Source organism: Lacibacterium aquatile (assembly GCF_042683105.1).
Lineage (GTDB): Bacteria > Pseudomonadota > Alphaproteobacteria > Elsterales > Elsteraceae > Lacibacterium > Lacibacterium aquatile.
Genome location: NZ_JBHUIP010000003.1, coordinates 668892 through 691672, shown reverse-complemented (window position 1 = coordinate 691672; position 22781 = coordinate 668892). Strand labels below are relative to the sequence as shown.

20 protein-coding genes are annotated in these 22781 nt (G+C 64.6%); 11 read left to right on the top strand and 9 right to left on the bottom strand.

Going from position 1 to position 22781, the window contains the following annotated elements; all coding sequences use genetic code 11:
* Positions 1-2: 2 nt before the first annotated feature.
* Entirely contained in the window at positions 3-866 is an 864-nt protein-coding gene (locus tag ACFSM5_RS05415) for a DMT family transporter (RefSeq protein WP_379875245.1), read from the bottom strand.
* A gap of 112 nt (positions 867-978) precedes the next feature.
* On the opposite strand from ACFSM5_RS05415, the gene ACFSM5_RS05410 reads away from it, so the two are divergent.
* Genes ACFSM5_RS05410 through ACFSM5_RS05400 form a run of 3 tightly spaced genes read left to right on the top strand, consistent with a single transcriptional unit; the run spans position 979 to position 3052 of the window.
* Positions 979-1632 carry a CGNR zinc finger domain-containing protein gene (locus ACFSM5_RS05410; RefSeq protein ID WP_379875244.1) on the top strand — a complete coding sequence of 218 codons (654 nt, stop codon included), beginning with the start codon at positions 979-981 and terminating at the stop codon, positions 1630-1632.
* On the top strand, positions 1632-2030 hold the full coding sequence (locus ACFSM5_RS05405; protein WP_379875243.1) for a VOC family protein: 399 nt from the start codon (positions 1632-1634) through the stop codon (positions 2028-2030). Before ACFSM5_RS05410 ends, ACFSM5_RS05405 begins: the two co-directional genes overlap by 1 nt.
* Positions 2027-3052 carry an alpha/beta hydrolase family protein gene (locus ACFSM5_RS05400; protein WP_379875242.1) on the top strand — a complete coding sequence of 342 codons (1026 nt, stop codon included), beginning with the start codon at positions 2027-2029 and terminating at the stop codon, positions 3050-3052. Before ACFSM5_RS05405 ends, ACFSM5_RS05400 begins: the two co-directional genes overlap by 4 nt.
* A gap of 177 nt (positions 3053-3229) precedes the next feature.
* On the opposite strand, the gene ACFSM5_RS05395 is transcribed toward ACFSM5_RS05400, so the two are convergent.
* Positions 3230-3622 carry a VOC family protein gene (locus tag ACFSM5_RS05395; RefSeq protein WP_379875241.1) on the bottom strand — a complete coding sequence of 131 codons (393 nt, stop codon included), beginning with the start codon at positions 3620-3622 and terminating at the stop codon, positions 3230-3232.
* A gap of 256 nt (positions 3623-3878) precedes the next feature.
* The gene (locus ACFSM5_RS05390; RefSeq protein WP_379875240.1) at positions 3879-4724 is read right to left on the bottom strand and encodes a hypothetical protein; all 846 of its coding nucleotides are present in this window, start codon (positions 4722-4724) and stop codon (positions 3879-3881) included.
* Between the two features lie 162 nt (positions 4725-4886).
* On the opposite strand from ACFSM5_RS05390, the gene ACFSM5_RS05385 reads away from it, so the two are divergent.
* The 5 genes from ACFSM5_RS05385 (at position 4887) to ACFSM5_RS05365 (ending at position 12130) form a co-directional block, all read left to right on the top strand.
* Positions 4887-6413, top strand: coding sequence for a hypothetical protein (locus tag ACFSM5_RS05385; protein ID WP_379875239.1), 1527 nt, complete (start codon positions 4887-4889; stop codon positions 6411-6413).
* Positions 6410-7951 (top strand): hypothetical protein, encoded by a 1542-nt coding sequence (locus tag ACFSM5_RS05380; RefSeq protein ID WP_379875238.1) that lies wholly within the window; start codon positions 6410-6412, stop codon positions 7949-7951. Before ACFSM5_RS05385 ends, ACFSM5_RS05380 begins: the two co-directional genes overlap by 4 nt.
* Before the next feature lie 99 nt (positions 7952-8050).
* Complete coding sequence (rpmB, locus tag ACFSM5_RS05375) at positions 8051-8347, top strand: 50S ribosomal protein L28 (RefSeq protein WP_379875237.1); 297 nt, start codon at positions 8051-8053, stop codon at positions 8345-8347.
* 564 nt (positions 8348-8911) lie between these two features.
* Positions 8912-9568: a uracil phosphoribosyltransferase gene (upp, locus tag ACFSM5_RS05370; RefSeq protein WP_379875236.1), complete on the top strand. Its 657-nt coding sequence runs from the start codon at positions 8912-8914 to the stop codon at positions 9566-9568.
* Between the two features lie 609 nt (positions 9569-10177).
* Complete coding sequence (locus ACFSM5_RS05365) at positions 10178-12130, top strand: methyl-accepting chemotaxis protein (protein WP_379875235.1); 1953 nt, start codon at positions 10178-10180, stop codon at positions 12128-12130.
* A 637-nt stretch (positions 12131-12767) separates the two neighbouring features.
* Here the strand turns inward: ACFSM5_RS05365 and ACFSM5_RS05360 are convergent.
* The 3 genes from ACFSM5_RS05360 to ACFSM5_RS05350 are packed head-to-tail and all read right to left on the bottom strand — an operon-like array spanning position 12768 to position 15706.
* Entirely contained in the window at positions 12768-13574 is an 807-nt protein-coding gene (locus ACFSM5_RS05360) for a DUF2272 domain-containing protein (RefSeq protein ID WP_379875234.1), read from the bottom strand.
* Between the two features lie 58 nt (positions 13575-13632).
* The gene (locus ACFSM5_RS05355) at positions 13633-14643 is read right to left on the bottom strand and encodes a hypothetical protein (RefSeq protein ID WP_379875233.1); all 1011 of its coding nucleotides are present in this window, start codon (positions 14641-14643) and stop codon (positions 13633-13635) included.
* Between the two features lie 49 nt (positions 14644-14692).
* Positions 14693-15706 carry a hypothetical protein gene (locus ACFSM5_RS05350; protein ID WP_379875232.1) on the bottom strand — a complete coding sequence of 338 codons (1014 nt, stop codon included), beginning with the start codon at positions 15704-15706 and terminating at the stop codon, positions 14693-14695.
* 150 nt (positions 15707-15856) lie between these two features.
* Between ACFSM5_RS05350 and ACFSM5_RS05345 the strand changes: the two genes are divergently transcribed.
* The 3 genes from ACFSM5_RS05345 to ACFSM5_RS05335 all read left to right on the top strand — a co-directional run bounded on the left by ACFSM5_RS05345 (position 15857) and on the right by ACFSM5_RS05335 (position 17866).
* Positions 15857-16138 (top strand): metal-sensing transcriptional repressor, encoded by a 282-nt coding sequence (locus tag ACFSM5_RS05345; RefSeq protein WP_379875231.1) that lies wholly within the window; start codon positions 15857-15859, stop codon positions 16136-16138.
* A 13-nt stretch (positions 16139-16151) separates the two neighbouring features.
* Positions 16152-16895: a HoxN/HupN/NixA family nickel/cobalt transporter gene (locus ACFSM5_RS05340; RefSeq protein WP_379875230.1), complete on the top strand. Its 744-nt coding sequence runs from the start codon at positions 16152-16154 to the stop codon at positions 16893-16895.
* 80 nt (positions 16896-16975) lie between these two features.
* The gene (locus tag ACFSM5_RS05335; protein WP_379875229.1) at positions 16976-17866 is read left to right on the top strand and encodes a methyltransferase domain-containing protein; all 891 of its coding nucleotides are present in this window, start codon (positions 16976-16978) and stop codon (positions 17864-17866) included.
* 24 nt (positions 17867-17890) lie between these two features.
* Here the strand turns inward: ACFSM5_RS05335 and ACFSM5_RS05330 are convergent, their stop codons facing one another.
* Genes ACFSM5_RS05330 through ACFSM5_RS05320 form a run of 3 tightly spaced genes read right to left on the bottom strand, consistent with a single transcriptional unit; the run spans position 17891 to position 22757 of the window.
* Positions 17891-18520, bottom strand: coding sequence for a DsbA family oxidoreductase (locus ACFSM5_RS05330; protein ID WP_379875228.1), 630 nt, complete (start codon positions 18518-18520; stop codon positions 17891-17893).
* The gene (locus tag ACFSM5_RS05325) at positions 18520-21654 is read right to left on the bottom strand and encodes an efflux RND transporter permease subunit (RefSeq protein ID WP_379875227.1); all 3135 of its coding nucleotides are present in this window, start codon (positions 21652-21654) and stop codon (positions 18520-18522) included. Before ACFSM5_RS05325 ends, ACFSM5_RS05330 begins: the two co-directional genes overlap by 1 nt.
* A complete protein-coding gene (locus ACFSM5_RS05320; protein WP_379875226.1) occupies positions 21651-22757 on the bottom strand; it encodes an efflux RND transporter periplasmic adaptor subunit in 1107 nt (368 codons plus the stop codon). Before ACFSM5_RS05320 ends, ACFSM5_RS05325 begins: the two co-directional genes overlap by 4 nt.
* Positions 22758-22781 lie beyond the last annotated feature (24 nt).

Genomic DNA, 22781 nt, shown 5'->3' with positions numbered 1-22781 from the left:
ACTTAAGACAGGGGGCGGTGACGGGCGACCGTCAGGCCACCGATGATGAGGCCGCCCCCAATTAGATGAACGATGCCAATGGGTTGACCCCAGGTGAGCCAGCCTGCGATAGCCGCAAATGGCACGCCCAGATGGCTGGTCAGGGCAGCAAATGCGGCGGGCAGACGGGCCAGGGCATAGGTGAAAACCCACTGCCCGGCGATGGAGGCGAAGGCGATTGCGAAGAGCGACCAGACGGTCCAATCCATTGGAATCGCTAGACTTTCCCCGAATCCCCAGGCAATAACGGCAAGCCAGGGCAGTGCAGCGGCATTGGTCCAGAGCAGGGCGCTGGAGGCACCGTAGGTCGCGGAAAGCCTTGAAACTATTACGAAATAGACGGCGTAGACGACAGCCGCCCCCACTGCCTGGAGGTCGCCCAAGGCCCCGACGGTGAGGCCCGATGGCTTGCCGATAATTACCGCCGCGCCCGCCACGGTGAGGGCAAATCCCAGCCAGAAGCGCCTGCTAGGCCTTTGATTCAAAAGGGGCCATGCCAATAAAGCCACCAGCGCCGGATAGAGATTTATCAGCAAAGTGGCGTTGACGAAGGTGGTTTGCTGGAGGGCGCGGTACCAAAGGGCGAGGTCGAGGCCGAACATCAGGCCAGCGAGCGTAATAATCGCCCATTCGGCGCGCGGAGGTAGCGAATTAGCGCGAATTAACACCGGTAACGTCAAAACCAGACGCCAAAAAGCCGTTGCCACCGGCCCAACGGGCGTGAATTTCAGCAGACTCATGCTGAAAGCCCCGTTCATATGGCAGAGAACCAGCAGAATCACCGGCCAACGTTGGGCCGAAGGCGTGTCTTTCAACACCGCGGTCATGATTTCCTCCGTAACCGTTGAATTGAATTTCAACGGTTTTCAGTAACCTGTCAATTGACCTTTAACGGTTACGCGCCCTATCATGGCTGACCGAGGCAGGATACCACGGCGCATGACGCAAAAAAGTGCAGATCCGAACGACCTGAGGAATAACCCGATACCGCTGCCGCCAGACCGGTCGGCGATGGATCTGCCGATGCTGGTCGGCGGTCATCCGGCCATCGATTTCGTGAATGGCGGCGAGCGTCTGCTGAACGCCCATAGCTTCATCGACTTCTGTCTGAAGGAAGGGCTGATCGATCAGGGCGAGGCGATCCATTATCGCCCCCATACCAAGGGCATGATCGAGCCGCCGCCGGGGCTGGCCAACCATCAAAAGGCCCTGAGAGAACTGCTGCACGCCTGGGTGGACGGCCGCCGCCCCCAGGCCGTCGAGCAGACGAAGCTCTACCACTTCTTCCATGAGGCGATGACACGGTCGGAATTCGTCAATACCGCCACGGGCTATGCCTGGAGACCGATAGAGGAGCCCTTCACGGGCCATCACCTGCCCGTCTATCGCCTGGCCCACGCGGCGCTGGAACTGCTGAAGGATCTGACCCACGGCCGGTTGCGACGCTGCGCGGGGGAGGACTGCGGCTGGCTGTTCCTGGATCAGTCCAAGGCAGGCCGCCGCCGCTGGTGCAGCATGAGCGACTGCGGCAATGCCGCCAAACAACGTAAATTCAGGGCCCGCGCGGCCCATACGGAAGGGAAATCCGAGTGATGTTCAATTATGCGATGCTGGGCACCAACGACCTGCCGCGCGCCATCAAATTCTATGACGCGGTGATGGGCCTGCTGGGCCATGAGCGCTGCTTCACCGAGGATCATTGCGCCGCCTGGGGCACCTATGGCGGCGACAAGGCGGTCCGGCTCTATGTCGGCCAGCCCTTCGACGAGCAGCCCGCAACGGTGAGCAACGGCGGCATGCTGGCCCTGCGCACCCGCTCCCCCGATCTGGTGGAGAAAGCCTTCGAGACCGCCCTGGCCCTGGGCGGCAAGGATGAGGGCGCCCCTGGCCCCCGCCCGCAGTATGGACCGGGCTTCTATGCCGCCTATGTCCGCGACCCGGACGGCAACAAACTGGGCTTCATCAACTACGGCCCCGAAGCGAGCAAATGACCAGGGTCGGCTATCGCGACGGCCACTTCGACGACCTGAACCGCCCCCACTGGCGGGAGGATAGCCCGCGCCCGCTGGTCTGGAATGTCTGGTATCCGGCGGCAGAAGAGAGCGTGGCGGAGGATATCCCGGTCGGCCCGCCCGGCGCACCGATCTTCCTGCTGGACGCCCTGGCGCAGGATGCCGCTCCAGCCCCCGGTCGCCATCCGGTGGTGCTGCTGTCCCATGGCACGGGCGGATCGGCGGTCGGGCTGCATTGGCTGGCCCGTCATCTGGCAGCCGAGGGCTTCATCGTGCTGGGCGCCAATCACCACGGCAATACGGCCCGCGAGCCCTATCTGCCCGAGGGGTTCCTGGCATGGTGGGAACGCAGCCGCGACCTGAGCCTGCTGCTGGATCTGATGGCGAGCGAAGGTCCGCTGGCGGGCAGCCTGGATCTGGACCGGGTCTTCGCGGTCGGCTTTTCGCTGGGCGGGCATGCTGTCCTGGGCCTGCTGGGCGCCCGCACGGATATGGAACAGTTCCGCGCCTGGGCACTGGCGCAACCGGCCGAGCTGGAGGTATCGCGACGCGGCCCGCGGGAGTTCCCCGACCTCGACCAGCATGTGGACAGCCTGCTGGCGACCAGCGCGCGGTTCAAGGAAAGCTGGACGCGGCAGCTGGATGATTATGGCGACCCCCGCATCCGGGCGGCCTGCCTGCTGGCCCCGGCCCCGACGATCCGAGGACTGACGGAGGCGAGCGTGCGTGCCATCGACCGGCCTCTGAAGATCATGGTCGGCGATGCCGATATCGAAGCGCCACCGCCCCTGTCCCACTGGCTGAAGGAGCGACTGCCGCACAGTGAGTTGACGATCCTGGGGCCGGACATCGGCCATTATGTCTTCCTGCAGGACGCCACGCCGCGCGGCCGGACGGGCATGCCGGAGATCTTCATCGATCCGCCCGGCGTCGACCGGCTGGCGGTGCAGCGGGAGGTGGCGGCAGCGGTTGCGGGGTTTTTGGGGAGGCAGGGGCGATAGGAGGGCTTAGGCCTCACTCTGTCGTCATCCCGTGGCTCGACCACGGGATCTCCTCCGGGAGATTGTCCATTTTCACTCAGGCAGGATGTAAGCGCCCCCGGAGGGGATCCCGGGATCAAGTCCCGGGATGACAGTGTTGGTTTTGATGCAGATGGCGGGGAAACACTTTGGCTCCCCTCACCGCTCCCAGGCGGCGCCTTGCAGGACCACGCGATAGCCGTCGGGGTCTTCGAAGGTGCGGCCGTCCGTGTCCCAATAGGGATTGTAAGAGGCGACGGGGACGTACCCGGCGGACAGCATGCGGTCGACGGCGGCTTGCCAGACAGCGCGCTCGGGATAATAGAAGACCAGCAGATTATCTTCAGTCGGCGCCCGGCCCACGGTGTGGCCGCGATGGTGGGTGAATTCCAGATGATAGGGCGCCCCTGCCCCGCCCAGGATCACGCCGTCGAAGCCTTCATGATCCTCGAACCGCGCCAGGACACCGAGGCCGAGACCCTGGGTATAGAAACGCTCGACCGCCGCCATAGCGTCGGTCGGACGGGCAACACGCAGGATGGGAAATGTCATCGGGGGCTCCGGTAAGGGGGGCTTCAAGGGAGCAGGCGGGCTGGAGCGGATGCAACCCGATTCTTGCCGTCTTCGGCACATGCCCCAATGCCGCCTCTGGAAAGTTGGACAGGCCCCCGGAGGAGATCCCCCGATCAAGTCGGGGGATGACGACAAAACGGAAAAGCTTGGAGATCCCCCGATCAAGTCGGGGGATGACGACAAAACGCAAAGGCTTGGAGATCCCCCGATCAGGTCGAGGAATGACGAAAGAAGCCTACGGCCGGATCATCGGCCAGAAGACCGGACGGGCCAGGGCTTCGTCCGGGGGGACGGCATCGATGGGCGGTTGGGTCATCGTTTTGGGCGACAGGCGCTGCAGCGCGGGCCAGTCGGCGGCGCGGCGGTCGTTTACCACCCAATAGGCGCTCTCCAGAGCCCGCATGCCGACAAAATTGCGCCCGAAGACCGGCACGCCGATATAGCGGCCGACATAATTCACCATGCCCGGCCGCACGGCGACCGGCACGGCAAAACGACGTTTCATCTCCACCGTATCGCTGCCGCTGGTGAAGGCGGTGTCGCAGAAGTGATAGCGCCCCTCGGGCAGCGGTACCGCGAAGGCGGTGCCGGAGAAGAGTTCCTCCTCGATCCCGCCTTCGGAGATGATGCGCGGCGTGGGCGGCGGGCGGAAGGCAAGGCGTGCTGCTTCCACTTCCTTATCGTCGCACAGGGTCAGGCGATATTCCGTCAGCAACCCGCGCTCGCGATGGCCACCGAAGCTGCCGACCAGCCAGCCGGTCTTGCGCTCCGGTGCGGGAGGCGGCGGGGGTAAAGCGGCCTCCATCTGAGAGGGAGCGGGCGGAGGCGCGGAAGCTGCACCGGAAGCGGGCGGCGGCGCCAGCGGGACGGACTGGACGGCGGGTACGGGAGGCTCCAGCCGGGTCGGAGCCGAGGCCGGGCGCGGCGGCGCAGGTTTGGCTGCCGCGGCAGGCGGCGGGGCGCCCCGCATTGCAGCCGGTGCGGGGGCGGCAGGGGGCGGCGGCGGCTCACGGGACATGTCGGGCGCCGAGCAGGCGGACAGAACCGCCATTGCCGCCATCGCTGCCCATATCCCGCGCATACCCGTCCCCTTTTTCCAAGATCTAACGCCCGCACTAAGCCGCATTCCTTGTGGCAGGATCAAGGCGGGCAGCAAGATTCTTCGCACGGATAACGATGGCGGGACCGGCGAAAAGCTTTAAGATGCCCCCGGTTGCAGTTTCGCCGTAGCGGTTCCTTAGATTTGCCTCTTCGTTTCCCCCGCTTTGCCGCCCTGATCCTCGCCTGGTGCGCTCCCGTCACCGGCGCCGCCTGGGCGGGTCCGGCCACCGATGCGCTGCGCGCCTTCCTCGACCAGAACTATACGGCGCTGGCAGCAGAATATCCCGACCAGACCCTCGCCACACCCCCGGCACTGAAGGACAGCCTGACCCAGGCCCTGAAGGAACGCAGCGACGAAGACTGGCACCGCATGGGGTCGGTCTTCCTGGAGGGGCCCTGGCGCGATCGCGCCGCTGTCATCGCCGGGAAACTCTGCCAGACCCACGGCTGGCCCTGCCGCCCGGTCGTCGTCAGCGATTACCTCGCCCCCCAGGTCGCCATCTTCGGCAACAAGCTGGTCATCAGCCGCATCGCCCTCGCCCTGGCCCGCAACGACAGCGAAGTGGCGGCCATGATGCTGCCCGTCCTGGCGACCTATGCCGGGATGGATCAGACAGCGCTGATCAACTGGAGCAATGCCCGCACCGGATGGCGCGCCCTTCCTGCCAAGGCCGATCAGGACGCCATCCGCGATGCCGTCGATGATGCCGCCGCCCTGCTGTGGGGGGTTCAGATTGACGGCCGCGGCAAACGGATCGCCCGCCATGCCGATGCGCTGGCCCGTGCGGGCTATGACCCCGATGCTGCGCGGACCGCCGATCTGATCGTCAGCCATTGGGACCGGCTGCAATATGCCCGCGGGGTCGGCCATCCCGACTTCGCCCCCTATCGCCCACCCGCCGCCGAGGAAGCGCCCCGCCGACCGGCCGATCCCGACTATCTGGCGCAGCTGGAGGATATGCCGCTGGGGCCGAGCGAGCGCGGATCCCTGCTGCTGGGCAATCAGCTGCTGATCCCGCGCTGGAAAGTGAAACTGATCCTGCCCCGCGATTATAACTGGCGCCCCTATGCCCATGGCGCCAGCGCGCAGGCGGACTGGCAGTCCGAAGCGGTCACCATCGAACCCTATAATCCCCAGGGCGAACCCCGGACGGCGCCTTTCTTCAATGATCTGCCGGAGTATATGCGGCCAGCGGGCCCCACTTTGACAGCGGTGAATGATCGCAAGCGTCCCATGCGGTTCACCTTCGCCCCAGGTCGCACCGGCGGTCGCGCCGACCGGCCGGAGATCATCGCCTATAGCGCGCATTGGGACCCCTATGGCGGCTTCTTCGTCACCCAGAGCGGGCTGGACAATGAGGCCCCGCGCCGCCGCCAGGAGCTGATGGAAAGCCTGGAGGATCGCATCGACGATCTGGAGCCCGAGGATTGGGCGGCCCTTAAGCCCCGTGTGCTGACGCTCGAAACCCCGCGCAGCAAAGCTGCGGCCGAGCGGCTGCTGGCGGAGCTCACCCCCGCCGAGGAACATATGGTCCGGGTCCTGAACGGCCTGAGCGCCACGGAACGCCTGCCCGTCGGCCAGCCGCTGAAGGTCCCACAACAGGTGCCCGACACCTTCATGACGTCGTTCAAGACATTCTTGTCGAGCGTCAGGAAAGGCCTCGAATGAGGCAACTCCTGCTGGCCTTCACCCTTCTGCCGCTGTCGGTAGCGGCGGAGACAGCGGCACCGGCGCGCGCGGCGCTAGAGGAGCTTCTGCTGCAGAACCGGGCAGCGCTGATCGAGGAATTCGGTGCGGAACGCCTGGACGACGCCGAGGCCGCGCGCGCTGCCCAGATCAGTGCCCTGTCGCGCCGGGCCGAAGCCGCCCGCCGTGGCCATGGCAACCGTCGCATTCTCGGCCCCTGGGCCGCCTATGCCACGACCGTCGCCCGCCGCCTGAGCGTCGCCAACGGTTGGCCGAGCCAGCCGGTGGAAATCAGCACCCGCCTGGAGCCGTCGGTCGGCATGATCGCCGGGCGTCTGGTCATCAGCCGGGCAGCCCTGGCCCTGACCGCGACCGAGAGCGAGTTGGCGGCGATGCTGGTCTTCCAGCTCGCCCGGCAATACGCCTGGAATCGCGATGCCCTGCAGTCGAAGATCGGCGACCGGCTGGCCTTTCAGACCTGGGCCGACGATTCCTGGCTCGACACCCCCGACCGCATCCGCGAGGCCGGGATCGATGCCGTGGTCGCCTTCAGCAGCCGCCGCCTCTGGCTGACCGAGGATCAGGCGGGGAACCGCTGGGACACGGAGGCTCAGGGGTTCCTCGAAAAGGCCGGATATCGGGGGGCAGATATCCATGTAGCCGATCAGGCGAGCCGGCGCTGGGACGAGCTGGCCGCAGCGCGGGGCGTCACCCTGCCTCCCTTCGCCCGCCCGCAGCCGCCGCTCACCCTGCCCGCAGACTTCGAGCGTGCGCCACCCGACCCCCGGCACCTCGCCCAGTTGGAGGGATTGCCGATGGGCAGGGTCGAAGATGCGCCGCTGCTGGTCGGCAACCGGCTGCTGCTGCCGCGCTGGCAGATGAAGCTTCTGCTGCCCCAGGGCTATGGCTGGGCCTCCTATGGAGACGGGGCAGCCGCCCTGGAGGACGACCAGGAATATATCACGCTTATCCCCTTCGAGGCGCCGCGCAAGACCCCGCTCGACAAGGCGGCCTATTTCGATATCTGGCCCGACCCTTACCGGCCCTCCGCCTATCGGCTGACCGGCGCCGGCGGCGTGCCTGTCGGGCTGGCGGTCGGCTATGGCGGCCAGGGACAGGTGCACTCGATGGCGGTCGGGCTGGCCCCCGCGCGTCCGGAGCCGGAGCTGGAAGGTTCGGCGGGCGCGCTGCCCGCACAGTATCTGCATCTCGCGACCTGGGGCATCGCGCCTGAAAGCGCGCGGCGACGCCACGCCCTGAGCCAGGCGCTTTTCACCCTTAAGGCGCCCTTGGATGAGCAGGACCGCCAGGCTCTCCTGCCGCGCAGATTGTCCCAACGCCGCTTCGAGGATGCGGGGAGCGCCCAGACGGCATGGCGCGAGATGGATCGGGACGAGCAACTGCTGAGCAGTATCCTCAACGATCTACCGGCGCCGCAGGAAGGCCAGGAGACTTCACTTCCCTTGCATCGGGCGCTGAAGCTGGTCCAAAAAACACCCCCAGCGGGAGATTCACCTTGACGCCCCTGCAGACTCCCCGTAAACACGGCGGCTCGCAAAGGTGTCCTGGTTTTTCGGGGTACCGCCAACAGTTTTATAGCAATTGAAAGGGGAGCGGTCATGGCTCGTCGTTGCGCCATCACCGGCAAGGGCGTTCAGTCCGGCAATAATGTCAGCCACGCGAACAACAAGACGCGTCGCCGGTATCTGCCGAACCTGCAAGTCGCCTCCTTCACCAGCGACCTGCTGGGCCGCCTGGTTCGTCTGCGTCTGTCGACCAACGCGATCCGCACGATCGAGCACAATGGCGGCATCGACGCCTATCTGCTCAGCGCGCGTTCGACCGGTCTCGATGCCGAGATCCTGCGCCTGAAGAAGGCCGTCGTGAAGGCCGCCGCCGAAAAGGCCGCCGCGTAACGCTGGCGCCTTTGCGGGAGGGTCACCCTCCTCGCGGGTTCTTCAAGAATAAGTGATCAGCCCTGTCGGGAAACCGGCGGGGCTTTTCGCGTTTGCGTCGCTCGGCGGGAGGGGGCATCTGCGTCGTTGCTTGCCGTGCTCGGTGCTCACGGACCAAAGTCCGCTCCGCGCCTGCGCTGGCAAGCGCCTAGCATCTGACCCCTCCCACCTTCGCCTCTAAAGCGCCACAAGAGTCTGTCATCCCGGACTTGATCCGGGATCTACCTGTGACCGAACTCGGTCCAGCTTCTCGACGCGGTTTGCCTACGCGAGATCCCGGATCAGGTCCGGGATGACGATTCTCTCTTACTAAGCTTTAGAAGCGAAGGCCAAACGGGTCGGATACTAGGCGCTTGAGAGCACAGGACCGGAGCGTACTCCCTGTACGCGAGGATCCGAGCATCTCAAGCAACGACATAGACGGCCCGTTTGGGCGAGCGCCCCCGATAAAAGACTCCCGTCAGGGGCCCTGATCCGGCTAGAAGAGAACCGTCATTCAGCTTCCCAAGGGGCGAGAGAAGTTTCATGAGCGCAGCGGCCGAATTCCCTAATCTGCGAGTCCTCGATCATCCGCTGATCCAGCACAAGCTGAGCCATATGCGCGACAAGAGCTGCTCGACCGTCCGGTTCCGGCAGTTCCTGCACGAAATCTCGCTGCTCATGGGCTATGAGATCACCCGCGACCTGCCGCTGACCAACGAGCGGATCGAAACCCCGCTGGTCGCCATGGACGCCCCCGTCATCGCGGGCAAGAAGGTCGCCGTGGTCTCGGTCCTGCGCGCGGGCCTCGGGATGGTCGAAGGGCTGCTGGATCTGATGCCGTCGGCCCGCCAGGGCCATATCGGCCTCTATCGCGATCCGGAAACCAAGCGGCCAGTGGAATATCTCGTCCGCCTGCCCAACCCCGCCGACCGCCTGTTCATCCTGACCGATCCGATGCTGGCGACCGGCAATTCCGCCGTCCATGCCGTCGATGTCCTGCTGAAGAACGGCGTGCCGCGCGACATGATCCGCTTCATGGCCCTGGTCGCCGCCCCCGAAGGCCTGCGCGTCTTCAACCAGCAACACGCCGATATCCCGGTCTTCACCGCCTCGCTCGACAGCCACCTGAACGAGCATGCCTATATCGTCCCAGGACTGGGCGATGCCGGCGACCGCCTCTTCGGTACAAAGGATCACTAAGCAAAGCTTAGTGATCCTTTGTTCGTTTGCGTTGGCCTATCGCGCTTCGCGCTACTTGAGGCCAGGAATCACTAAAGGCTCGTCCGGCGGCCTTCACCTTGAGGGCAGAGATAGAACCGTCATTCCAACTGGGATGACGGTTTTTCGTTCCTGGCTTTAGAAGCGAAGGCCAAATGGGTGAGATGCTAGGCATCTGAAAGCGCAGGACCGGAACGTACGTCTGTACGTGAGGATCCGAGCATTTCAGATAACGACGCAGATCACCCGTTTGGGCGAGCGACAACCCTTATAGATGACTGACAAATCGGCAAAGTGTTCGATAAAACTAGGTCGCAGAGCCTGCCCTTTTTGCGGTCTGCCCAGAAATAAATCAGAAACAAAATTCGATTGCCTTAAGAGCAGGCGCACACTTCGCACCATCAGCGCTTAAAGCCATGCATAAAGCCGATGATAACGATACCAGTTCCGGCATGACTCCCCAGTTTTTCGCACCTGCCCATGGGACCAGAGCCCCCACCATGCAAAAACGGCATTGCTTTTGCTAAGAAGCTGAGGCGTGCTTCCGGCGATTTGGGAGCAACGGGGCTTTCAACAAGTCGGGTCATCGCCATGAATCGTCTCAGTGTCCGCGTTCGAATTCTTCTGATCGGCCTTATCGGCCTGCTGGGTGTCGCATCGATCGCGGGCCTACTGGTCGCAACGGAGAAGATGCGAGACGAGGCCACAGCAATTCGTGGACAGGCCCAGACGGTGCAGAATACCGCCCTGACCGTGCGGCGCCTCGCCACCGATACGGCGCGCGAGGTCGCAAGCTTCCGGCTTAATCCATCGGCGGCAACCGCCCGCTCGGCCCGCGAACGCATCACCGAACTGGGTGCCGAGCTGCGCGGCCTGGCCTCTGCCGACAAAAAAGGCGATTTCACCGGCCCCGTCGCCACGGTGACCGAGGGGCTGAGCGGCTTCGCCCAGGCCTTCGAAACCCTGGTGGAACGTCAGCAGACCATCGGCTTCACCCGCGAAGATGGCCTGATGAAGACCCTGGTCACCGCCGCCGACGATGCCGACGGGGGCTTGCGCAAAGTGGGCAGCGACAGCCTGATGCTGCAGCTGATGATGATGCGACAGGCCGAAACCGATTATCTGACCCAGCGCGACCCGGTCTTCATCCGCCGCCACGGTATCGCCGCCAACCGCTTCGAACAGGCCATGGCCGAAACCCAGCTGCATCAGGCAATCCGCGATGCGGTGACCGAAGGCGTCGCGGTCTATGTCAAATCGGCCAAGGATGTGTTCGCCGCCTTTGGGGAAGTGCTGGCCGCCGCTGAAGCTTTGGATAAAGCCTATTCCACCATCGAGGCTCAGATGGCGGTGCTGACTGCCGCCACCTCGGAAGTCACCGTGGCCGCCGAACGCGATGCCAACAAACGGGCCGCGCTGGCCGTCCGCATCCTGGGCATCGGCATGGCGGCCATGGCAATCGTCATGACCCTGGCCGCCTGGGCCGTCGGACGGTCCGTGACCAAGCCGCTGGCCAACCTGACCGCCGCCACGCTGAAACTGGCCGAGGGCGAGGATGAGACGGAGGTCCCCGAAGGCCATCGCCGCGATGAAATAGGGCATCTGGCCCGCGCCGTCGAAGTCTTCAAATCCCATGGCGTCGAAGCCCGGCGCCTTGCCGCCTCGGAAGCCGCCGAACAGCAGGCCAAGGCGGAACGCGCCGAACATGTGGCCGACGCCATCCGCAGCTTCGAGGAGGATGTGGAGCGGGCCTTGGCCAGCGCAGGCAGCGCGGTCGAACAGCTGCGCGGCAATGCCTCCGCCCTGACCCAGACCGCCCAGCATGCCGCCGGGCAAGCCAGCGAAGCCGCCGTCGCCTCCGACCATGCCAGCCGCAACGTCGGGCTGGTCGCCGCCGCCGCCGACCAGATGGCCGCCTCGATCAGCGAGATCGCCCAGCAGGTGACTCGCGCTACCCAGGTGGCTGGCAATGCCGTCACCGAAGCCCGCAGCGCCAAGGCCGAAGTCGGCCAGCTCTCCGCCGCCGCCGCCCGCATCGGCGATGTCGTCGCCCTGATCAATGAGGTCGCGAGCCAGACCAATCTGCTGGCCCTGAACGCCACCATCGAGGCGGCGCGAGCAGGCGAAGCAGGCAAGGGCTTTGCGGTCGTGGCCTCCGAAGTCAAGGCGCTGGCCGGACAGACCGCCAAGGCAACCGAGGAGATCGCCCAGCAGATCGCTGGCATCCAGGGCGCCACCGGCACCGTGGAGCGCACCATCGACGGCGTCGCCAATACCATCGGCCAGATCGACAATATCTCGTCCGGTATCGCCTCCGCCGTCGAGGAACAGGGCGCCGCCACCCGCGATATCAGCCGCAATATCGCCGCCGCCGCCGATGATACCGCCACCGTTAATCGCACGGTCGCGACCCTGGCGGATGCTGCGGGCGATGCCGACCGCGCCTCTACCGAAACCGGCAGCGCCGCCGAGGTGCTGGCCGAACAGACGCGGGCGCTGTCGGATTGCGTTGAACGCTTCCTCTCCAACATCCGCGCGGCATGAGGTTCGTGCAGTGGCGATCTGCTGCGTTGCTTTCCATGCTCGGTGCTCGCGTACAGGGAGTACGCTCCCGCGCGCGTTGCGCGCTGGCATTTACGATAGGCGGCAACGCCGCCGGGTCCTGCGCTCTCAAGCGCCTAGCAGCTCATCCACCGGCCTTCACCTCTGAGTCCGAGGCTTGGATGGGACTGACATAACGAGCTGCGTAAGCCGCCGGGAGGGAGACCGGCGGTTTATGCGGGCGGCCGATGGCGCAGGGTTCGGGGGGCACCCCTTTGCGACGTCGGCCGCCCCCCTTTCTGGGTCGCTCGGCCGGGTGGCGATCTGCGTCGTTATCTGAAGTGCTCAGATCCTCACGTACAGACGTTCGTTCCGGTCCTGCGCTTTCAGATGCCTAGCATCTCATCCACCCGGCCTTCGCTTCTAAAGCCCAAACCCTGACAAACAAACACTCGTCATCCCCCGCTTTATGCGGGGGATCTCCTCCGGAAGCTTGTCCAACTCTGCCATGAGCTCCGGGAAACGCCCCCGGAGGGGATGCCCCGCCCGGCGGCGTTGCCGCCGAACATTATGTCAGGCGCGCGAACGCGCGGGGCGGGGCATGACGACATAAGAGAAAGAGAGAGGCCGAACGCCGCCCTCAGCTCACCGGCACCACCGCACCCGGCACGACCGGGCGGAGGATCAGGAACCAGCCGGGGGGATTGTCGGGGCCGCCGAGGGGATAGAGACGCCCCTGCGGATCGGTCGGATAGAGCGACAGCGCGACGCTATCCTCCACATTGCCGCCGATGGCTTCCACCTGTCCGGCTTGGACACCAACGACCAGATCGCAATGGAGCGGACGGGCCACCCCCAGCTCCGCCACCCTCTCCGCCCAGGACGACAGGCGCGTGGTGGGCGAACCGCGATCCAGGCAGACGAGATCGCCCGGCTGGGGCGGGGTCTGGATCACTTCAAAAGGACGGAACCAGCTATCGGGACGATCCCGGCCGTTGATCACGGCATCAATGTAACGGAAATGCGCCTCGTCGCGCGGCATCTGCCCTTCCGGCACACCGGCAGCGCAGGCTACCCAGCCGACGAAGGCAGCCGACCAGGCTACATCGAAATCGGTCGCGGTCGGCGTGCTACGCCCATTCTGATTGGCATAGACCATACCGAGACGCGTCGGCACCGCCTGCCAATAGGTACGGATCGCGGGCGCCATGGCGGGATCGCGCTCGTTTGCCCCGACCTGCAGCACCTGCCGCTCGCCATTGCGCCAGTCGATGGTGGTGCCGCCGAAACGTTGCCATTCGCCCTGGGCCGCCACGATCAGGCGCTGTGGCGCACCCGCCTGGGGCAGCACCGGACAGGCCAGCGGCGGATATTGCGGGGCCTTCGGCTGGCCAGCGCAGGCGGCGAGCAGAAGGGATGACGCGAGGGAGAGGCTGAGACGGAGCATGGACGAGACGGTGCCGCGCCTCGTCCATGCCGGTCAAGCGACAAGCGGAAGGGACGCCCTAGCTATCGTGGAGGAAGCTGTCGGCCCCGACCTCATAGAAGTCGTTATGCTCCTCGTCCCCTTCGCCCACCCGTCGTTCGTCCACCCATTTGCTCTTGTTAAAGGGATCCTCTCCCCAGAAGGCGGAGAAATAGAGCCAGCCATCCTCGCCGATGCCGCGATAAATCGAATAGAGGGCGAAATGCTCGTCGGTCCGGTGCCGCAGTTGCACCAGAGTCGGCCCGTCCACGGTCTGACCGCTGCCGTTATTGAAGGGCGAGACCGCAACGGTGAGCCTGTTCTTATCACCGGCGGCCTGGACGGTCATGGTGCTGATCTTCTTGTCTTCGGCGTTCTTGAAGATACAGACAATCCGGTCCTTGTACCAAAGGAGGGACGGGATGTGATGGCTGTAGATCTTGCTCAGGTCATAGGGAGCCGAAAACTGCCCGACCCCCTGAGGCTCATCATAATTGACGACCCGTATCTGGCCGTTCAGGTTGTCCTCCTCAGTCACATAAACGACGCTGAGGACATTGTCCTTGGCCACGACGGCAGCTGGCCCTTGACTGGTCAACGGGGCACTGAGGGTGTCGCCGAATATCTTATCCGGGGACCAGGGCATTTCGGTCAGGCCGACGCGTATGGTGTAATAGAGGTGGTGATCCCCGCCCGCGCCCCGATGAAGACACCAGAGCTCGTCGCCGAACATGATGAGACACGGCCTGCGGTCGGACATATTGCCGTTCATCTGCTCGACCGTCCAACCGGGGACGCCGTTCGCGTCCTTCTTGTAGCGGGCGCATTGCAGCACGTCATTCGTATCGACGAAGGCACAATAGACCACGTCGCCGACCGTCATGACCGACACACCCGTCTCCGTGCGGCACGTATCGGTGCCGAAGGGAATCGGCGCGCGCCGGGGCCAGGTGACGCGGTTGTTCTCGTCCTGCACGCCGATCGACCAATAGATCTGGTTATCGCCACCAACGCCGCGATGGCACAGCATGATTGCCGGTGTCGTCGTCATGTTCTCTCCCCCGTTTTTTCAGATTTAGACAAACGTCGAGATCCAGGGCTCATGCCCCTGGAACGAAGCGGGCGGTGCAGACGCCGATCTCGTAATAGCCCTGGTGCCGCTCGTCCCCATCGCCCACATACCGCGGATTGACCCAGGGGCTGGTGTTCCAGGGATCCTGCTTCTGCCATTGGGCGAACATGGTCCAGGCCTCCTCCACATCGCGATAGAAGAGGTAGAGCTTATCTTTGAGCGCCACCAGAGTCGGGCCGTCATTGGTCTGCATGGGCTGATTGGAGATATCGACCCGGGTGAGCACCAGCCGGCCCTTGCCGGCTGTCACCTGCCCTTCGACAATGGCGGTCCAGATCTGGCTGTCGTCGCTGCCGGAATGGGCGACATAGGTCAGGCCGTCCCAATCGAGGATCGACGGCCGCGAGCGGGACCGCATCACGTTGAAGTCCTTGGCCGTCTGGATGATCTGCGGCGGACTGGTCCAGGCGCCGCCGGTGGTCGCCGTACAGCGGATGTAATGTTCGTTAAAGTCGGCGGAATCGAACAGCGCATAAAGCGCCGTCCCGCCGCTGCCCGTCACCACTGCCGCCCCCGGCCCGTCCTGGGACTTGAATTCGGAATAGGTCGAGAGGGGATAGGCGGCCCACTGGCCGTCATCGCCCCGGACGGCGTAATAGAGATAGGTATCTTTGCCCCGGAAGATGATCCAGAACCGGTCCTGGAATTCCAGGATCGTCGGGGTGCCAAGGCAGCCATAGTCACCGACGAGGCTGGCGGTCCATTCATAGCCGCGACCGAATTTGGCAGAGCTCTGCAGGAAGGTCAGACGACCGTTTTCATCGGCATAGGCCCCCACGGGAAAATCCACCCCCGACCGCCGATACAGCGACACGCCCGAGGAGGCGCGCCTGCCAAGGCTATAGCGCTTGCCCCAGACAAGGATTTCCGGATCCGGCCCTTTGGATGGCTTCAGTTCCCCGATCGACCAGTAGATCTGGTCGTCATCGCCCATGCCCCGATGCATGCAGATCAGGCACTCAATCTCAGTCTCCGGCGGCATTGTTTCCTCCCCCTGGTGGTGTCCGCCACCAGAGGTGGCAGAAGACTGCACCAGATAAGCGTGATCTTGGCCAGGGAAGTTTCGCGGCTCTGCCCCTTGCCATCAGGTAGGGATCGGCGCAATATCCTCTCCAGGGGGATAGGATAAGACATGACAAGCATTGCCGACGAATCGCTGCATCACAGCCACCCAGAAGTCATCAGCCGCCTGAAGCGGGCCGAGGGGCATCTTCGTTCCGTTATCGCAATGATGGAGGCCAAGCGCTCCTGCACGGATATCGCGCAGCAGCTGTCGGCAGTTGAAAAAGCTGTTGCCAACGCCAAGGCCATGATGATCCGCGACCATATCGAACATTGCCTGGACGGCGCCGCCACGACGCCCGAAGCCAGGGCGCTGCTCGATGAATTGAAAGCCGTCGTGAAGTATCTCTAGGGAGATCCGTGCCATGACCCAAACCCTGCTGGCGACGCCCGCCTGGGCCTATCTGCCGATGGCGGTTCTGCTGGGTATCCTGCATGCGCTGGAGCCCGGCCATGCCAAAAGCCTGATGGCGGGCTACATCGTCGCGATCCATGGGCGCGTGCGCGATGCCGTGACCCTGGGGGTTTCGGCGGCGATCAGCCATACCTTGATCGTCTGGGTGCTGGCGGCCCTGGGGCTCTATCTCTCCAATCACGCCATCCTGGAAACCGCCCGTCCGTACCTCTCGACCATCGCCGGGGTGGCGGCCCTGATCATCGCGGGCTGGATGCTGTGGAGCACGCATAAGGGCGGCGGCCATGGGCATTCCCATAACCACGGGCATTCTCATGACCATGAGCACGGGCATGAACACGGCTCCTCCTGCGGGCATGATCATAGCCCACCGCCGGCAGGTGGTCCGCGTCCGTCCCTGGGGCAGATCGCCTTCGTCGGGCTGACCGGCGGCCTGATGCCCTGCCCCGCCGCCGTCGCGGTACTGATCCTGTGCCTGAATATCAAGCAGGTCAGCCTGGGCTTCACCATGGTTCTGGCCTTCAGCCTGGGTCTGGCCCTGACCCTGGTCGGCGTCGGTGTGCTGGCCGCCGTGGGCCTCAGCAAACTGGCGGGTGAAGGCCGCATGTCGGGCTTCATGAAGCGCCTGCCAACGATCTCCGCACTGGTTATCGGAGCGTCGGGCGTTTACACCCTGATCCACGGCCTTTTATAACGCGTTCGTCCGAGGGGGCATCTGCGTCCTCGTACTTCACGCTTGCGCCGAATAGTTGAAACCGTCATCCAGGCCCGACCATGAGCGACGTTAATATCTTTGACCGGGTGGCGGTGCGCCGGAACCGGGAGCGCAGCGCGGCAGGCTTTAAGGGCCATGACTTCCTCTATCGGGAGGTCGCGGGACGGCTGGTCGACCGGCTGGCGGATATCATGCGGACTTTCTCGCTAGCGCTGGATATCGGCGGGCGCGACGGGCTGCTGGCGCGCGCCCTGGCCGAAGCCGGAGAAGATAAGGTCGGGACGGTGATTACCGCCGATCTGTCAGAGACTTACGCCCGGTCGGCTTCCGCGCCTGCCCTGGTGGCGGACGAGGAGTGGCTGCCCTTCAAAGACGGTTGTTTCGATCTCGTAACGTCCTGCCTGGCGCTGCATTGGGTGAATGATCTGCCGGGCGCCCTGATCCAGATGAACCGCGCGCTCAAGCCCGATGGGCTGCTGTTGGCGGCGATGCTGGGGGGCGAGACCTTGAGCGAGCTGAAAGAATGCCTGATCGCGGCCGAGTTGGAACTGCGCGGCGGCGTGTCTCCCCGCACCTCCCCCGTGGCGGGCGTGTCGGACGCGGGCATGCTGCTGCAACGGGCGGGCTTTGCCCTGCCGGTGGTGGATAGCGACGTGATCACGGTCACCTACCCCGACGCGCTGGCCCTGATGCGCGACCTGCGCGGCATGGGGGAAAGCAATGCGGTCAACAGTCGCCCCCGTGGCCTGACCCCGCCTGCGGTGCTGATGAAGGCTGCCGCCGACTATGCCCAGCGCCACGCCGGACCGGACGGCAGGATCGTCGCCAGCTTCGAGATCATCACGATGACCGGCTGGACCCCGGCAGAGGGTCAACCGCGCCCGCTGCGCCCAGGGTCGGCCAAGACCCGCCTCGCCGATGCCCTGGGGGCGAAGGAAACCAAGCTTTAGGGGGCGTCAGACGCCCCCGCACCGTTACTGAATTCCAGCGGCCTGACGGATCGCGTCGGCGAGGCTTTCGGCGGGATGAGCCCCCGAAACGGCTAACTTGCCGTTCATCACGAAAAACGGCACGCCCTGCACACCCGACTGCGAGGCTTGGGCCATGGCGGCTTCGATATCTTCGCGGCCTTCGTCGCTGGCGAGATAGGCGTCGGCATCCAGGCCATGGGCCTTGGCGATCTGCTGCAGGACGGCGGTATCGCCGATGTCCTGGCCATCGGTGAAGAAGGCCTTGAAGACAGCCATGGCGACCGCGTCGGCCTTGTCCCCGGCAATGCCAATCAGGCGATGGGCGTCGGTGGTGTTCGGCTGTACGGCGATGCGGTCGAAATTGAACTCGATCCCTTCGGCCTGCCCCATGGATGTGAGGCGGGCATGGGCTTCGGCGAGGCGTTCCTTGCCCAGCTTGGCTTCCATGAAGGCCTTGCGCTCGGTCCCGCCACGCGGGGTGTCGGGATTGAGGGCGAAGGGGTGCCAGTGGATATCGAGTTCGACCTGACCTTCCAGCAGCTTTGCCGCTTCCCCCAACCGCACCCGGCCTAACATGCACCAGGGGCAGACGACATCGGAAACGATGAGAACGGGGATTTTTGGCAAAGCCATCAGCTACTCCTGGCAGGGGCGGAGAGCGCGCGGAAGTCGGCACGGCGCTCCAGGGCATCGGTGCTGGCCGGTTCGTCGCCCTTCGGCGGCTTCACCCGGAACCAGGCAGCATAGAGCGCCGGAACGAACATCAAGGTCAAGACCGTCGCGACCGTCAGGCCGCCCATGATCGCCACCGCCATCGGCCCCCAGAAGGCGGAGCGAGCGAGCGGGATCATGGCAAGGATGGCTGCGGCAGCGGTCAGGAAGATCGGGCGCGAGCGGCGGACGGCGGCCATGATGATGGCGTCCCAGGGATGCTCGCCACTCTTGATGTCCTGATCGATCTGATCGACCAGGATGACCGCGTTGCGCATGATCATGCCCGCCAGCGCAATGGTGCCGAGCATGGCGACAAAACCGAAGGGCATGTTGAAGATCAGCAGTGCCGCCGTGACCCCGATGATGCCCAGCGGCGCCGTCAGCAGCACCATGAACAGGCGCGAGAAGCTTTGCAGCTGAAGCATCAGGATGGTGACCATCAGCAGCAGCATGACCGGCATCATGGCGTTGATCGAGTCCTGGCCCTTGGCGCTTTCTTCCACCGCGCCGCCGGTTTCGATGCGATAGCCGTCGGGCAGAGTCTTCTGAAGTTCCTGGATCGCGGGCAGGATCTGGCCCGTCACCACGGGGGCTTGGGTTGAGTCGCGGATATCGGCGCGCACGGCGATATAGGGTTCGCGCTTGCGGCGCCAGATCATCGGCTCCTCAAGTTCGTATTCCACCTTGGCGATCTGAGAGAGGGCGACCGCGCCGCCGCGGGTCAGGATGTTGATATCCTGGATGCCGCTCAAGGCCAGACGTTCCTCCGGCACCGCGCGGGCAACCACGTCGATCAGTTCGGTGCCTTCACGATACTGGGTGATGACCGCGCCGTTGAGCAGGGTGCCCAGGGTCTGGCTGAGCGCCGTGGGATCGACGCCCAGCGCGCGGCTTTTCGCCTGATCGACATCGAGGCGCGCGACCTTGGTCTTCTGGTCCCACTGGAGGTTCACTTCGCGGGTATGGGGGTTGGCGCGCACGATGTCGCGCACCTGATAGGAAATCTCGCGCAGCTTTTCGAGATCCTTGCCGGTCACGCGGAACTGCACGGGGAAACCCACGGGCGGGCCGTTCTGCAAGGGCTCCACCCGGCCACGCAGATTGGCAAAGCGGGGGTCTTCCTCGAAGGCCTTGAAGATGCGCTCCTGGATGCCGGGACGCGACTTCAGATCCTTGGACATCACCACGAACTGGGCGAAGTTCGGCTGCCGCAGCTCGACATTCAAAGCAAGGTAGAAGCGCGGCGTCCCCTGGCCGATATAGGCGACATAGTGGGAGATATCCTTGTCGTCCTTCAGCAGCCCCTCCAGGTCCTTCACCGCCTTTTCGGTCGCGGCAAAGCTGGAGCCTTCGGGCAGACGCAGATCGACGATCAGCTCGGGCCGGGAGGATGAGGGGAAGAACTGCTGCTGGACGAGGCCAAAGCCGACCACCGCCACCACGAAGACGGCGAAGGTGATGACCAGCACGCTCTTGCGCCAGCGCACGCACCAGGTGATGACCGCACGCAGAGAATCATAGATGCGGCCGGTGTGGGTGTCGTGGCTGTGGCCTTCCTTGGCCTTGATCTCCGGCAGCAGCTTGTAGCCGAGGTAGGGGGTGAAGAGCACCGCGACGATCCAGGAGATCACCAGCGCCACAAAGGTCACCCAGAAGATGGCGTTGGTATATTCACCCGCCGCCGACTTGGCGAAGCCCACCGGCACGAAGCCCGCCGCCGTGACCAGGGTGCCGGTCAGCATCGGGAAAGCGGTCGAGGTGAAGGCGAAGGTGGCGGCCTTCACGCGGTCGAACCCCTCTTCCAGCTTCAGCAGCATCATTTCGACCGCGATGATGGCGTCATCCACCAGCAGGCCGAGCGCGATGATGAGGGCGCCGAGCGAGATGCGGTGCAGGTCGATGCCCATGATGCTCATGGCCAGGAAGGTCATGGCCAGCACCAGCGGCACGGAGAGCGCGACGACGATGCCGGTGCGCAGACCTAAGCTGAGGAAGCTGACCGCGAGCACGATGGCCAGCGCTTCGCCCAGGGACTGCACGAACTCGCGCACCGACTCCTGCACCACATGGGGCTGGAGGGCGATGGCGTCGACCTCGATCCCCACCGGCAGTTCGGCCTTGATCTTCGCCATCTCGATATCCAGGGCCTTGCCCATGACCTGGATATTGCCGCCCTTGACCATGGAGATGCCGAGACCGATCACCGGCTGGCCGTTATGGCGCATGGCGACGGTGCGGGGATCTTCATAGCCGCGCCGGATATCGGCCACGTCGCCAAGGGTGAGGATGCGGTCGCCGGTATTGATGGGCAGCTGCTGGACCTTCTCCACACTGTCGGTGTCGGAGGAGAGGCGCACGGCCACCCGTTCGGTCGGGAGATTGACGGCACCGGCGGGCAGGATCGAGTTGGAGCGGGCAAGCGCGGCGAAGATCTGCTCCGCCGTCAGCCCCAGAGTCGCGAGCTTGCGGTGGGAGAATTCGACAAAGATCTTCTGGTCGGGAACACCATAAAGCTCGACCTTATTGACAGATTTGACCGACAGCACGCGCTGGCGCACGTCTTCGACCACCTGCTTCAGCTCGGCATCGCTGAAGCCATCGGCCGAGAAGGAATAGATGACGCCGAAGGTGTCGCCGAATTCGTCGTTGAAGAAGGGACCGATGACGCCCTGGGGCAGGGTTCCCTTGATATCGCCGACCTTCTTGCGGACCTGATACCATTGATCCGCAACGCGGGCGGGCGGGGTCGAGTCCTTGAGGACGACCTGGATGACCGTCTCGCCGGGTTTGGTATAGCTGGTGGTCTGATCGTAGAACTCCAGCTCCTGGAGCTTCTTTTCGATCTTATCGACGACCTGGGACTGCATCTCCTGGGCCGTGGCGCCCGGCCAATTGGCCTGGACGATCATCACCTTGAAGGTGAAATCCGGATCCTCCGCCCGCCCCAGATTGAGGAACGAGAGGGTCCCGGCAATGGCGGAGATGATGATGAAAAACAGGATCAGCGTCTGGTGACGCAGGGCGAGCGCGGAAAGATTGAAGCGGTCGCTCATTTCGCCGGAGCCTCGCCCACAAGCTTGGAAGCATCCATCAGGCGGACCTTCTGGGCCGGATCGATCTTATTGACCCCCGCCGTGACCACGGTCTGACCTTCGGTCAGGCCCGAGGAGATCCAGGCACCATCCTCGCGGAAAGCCGCGACCTCGACCGGGGTCAGCGTGACCTTGCCCGAGGCGACATCGACGATCCAGACAGCGGGCTGCGGGCCTTTCTGGAAGATCGCCGACAGCGGCAGGCGGGCAAGCGGCTTGGGCAACTGCTGCTTCAGCGACAGGGTCGCAGTCATGCCGATCTGCGCATAGGCCGGCGGGTTTTCGAGCGCGAATTTGGCGGCATAGGTGCGGGTCGCGGCATCGGCGCTGGGCGACAGCTCACGCAAGGTCGCGGGCCATTCCTTGTCCGGCTCGGCCCAAAGGCTGACCTGGGCGCCACCCTTGGCGCGGATCTCCTCCACCCTATTTTCCGGCACGCCGACGGTGACTTCGAGGCCGCCTTCCTGGGCGACACGCACGACGGACTGCCCCGCCTGCACCACCTGCCCCGGTTCGGCCAGCACACCCGTCACCACGCCTGCGGCCGAGGCCAGCAGATCGGTGTAGCCCAACTGGTTCTCGGCAATCTTCAGGCTGGAGCGCGCGCGCTGCACGGTGGAGGCGGCGACATTGGCGGTCGCAAGGCGCTGGTCATAGACGGCCTGCACAAAGACCTGGCTGGATTTCAGCTTGGCATAACGGTCGAGGTCGGCCTTGGCACGGGCCAGATCAGCCTCGGCCGAGGCGACCTGGGCCTGGGCTTCCCGCACCCGCAGGCGGTAATCCTCGGGATCGATGCGGGCGATCACCTGCCCTGCCTTCACCCGCGCCCCGGCATCGACCGAGCGCTCGATAATCTTGCCCGCGACCTGGAAAGCGAGCGGCGATTCGATACGGGCCGAGACAATGCCGGCGAGGCTGAGGCTGCGCGTCTGCTCGTGGAACGTCACCTTCTCCGCCCGCACCGGCCGGATATCCTCCACCTTCTGCGCTTCAGGCTCGGAACAGGCGGCCAGCCCCACGGCGGTCAGGGCGATCAGCGAACAAGCAAGGCGATTGCGCATCATGGGTTCCATCCCGGCCTACAA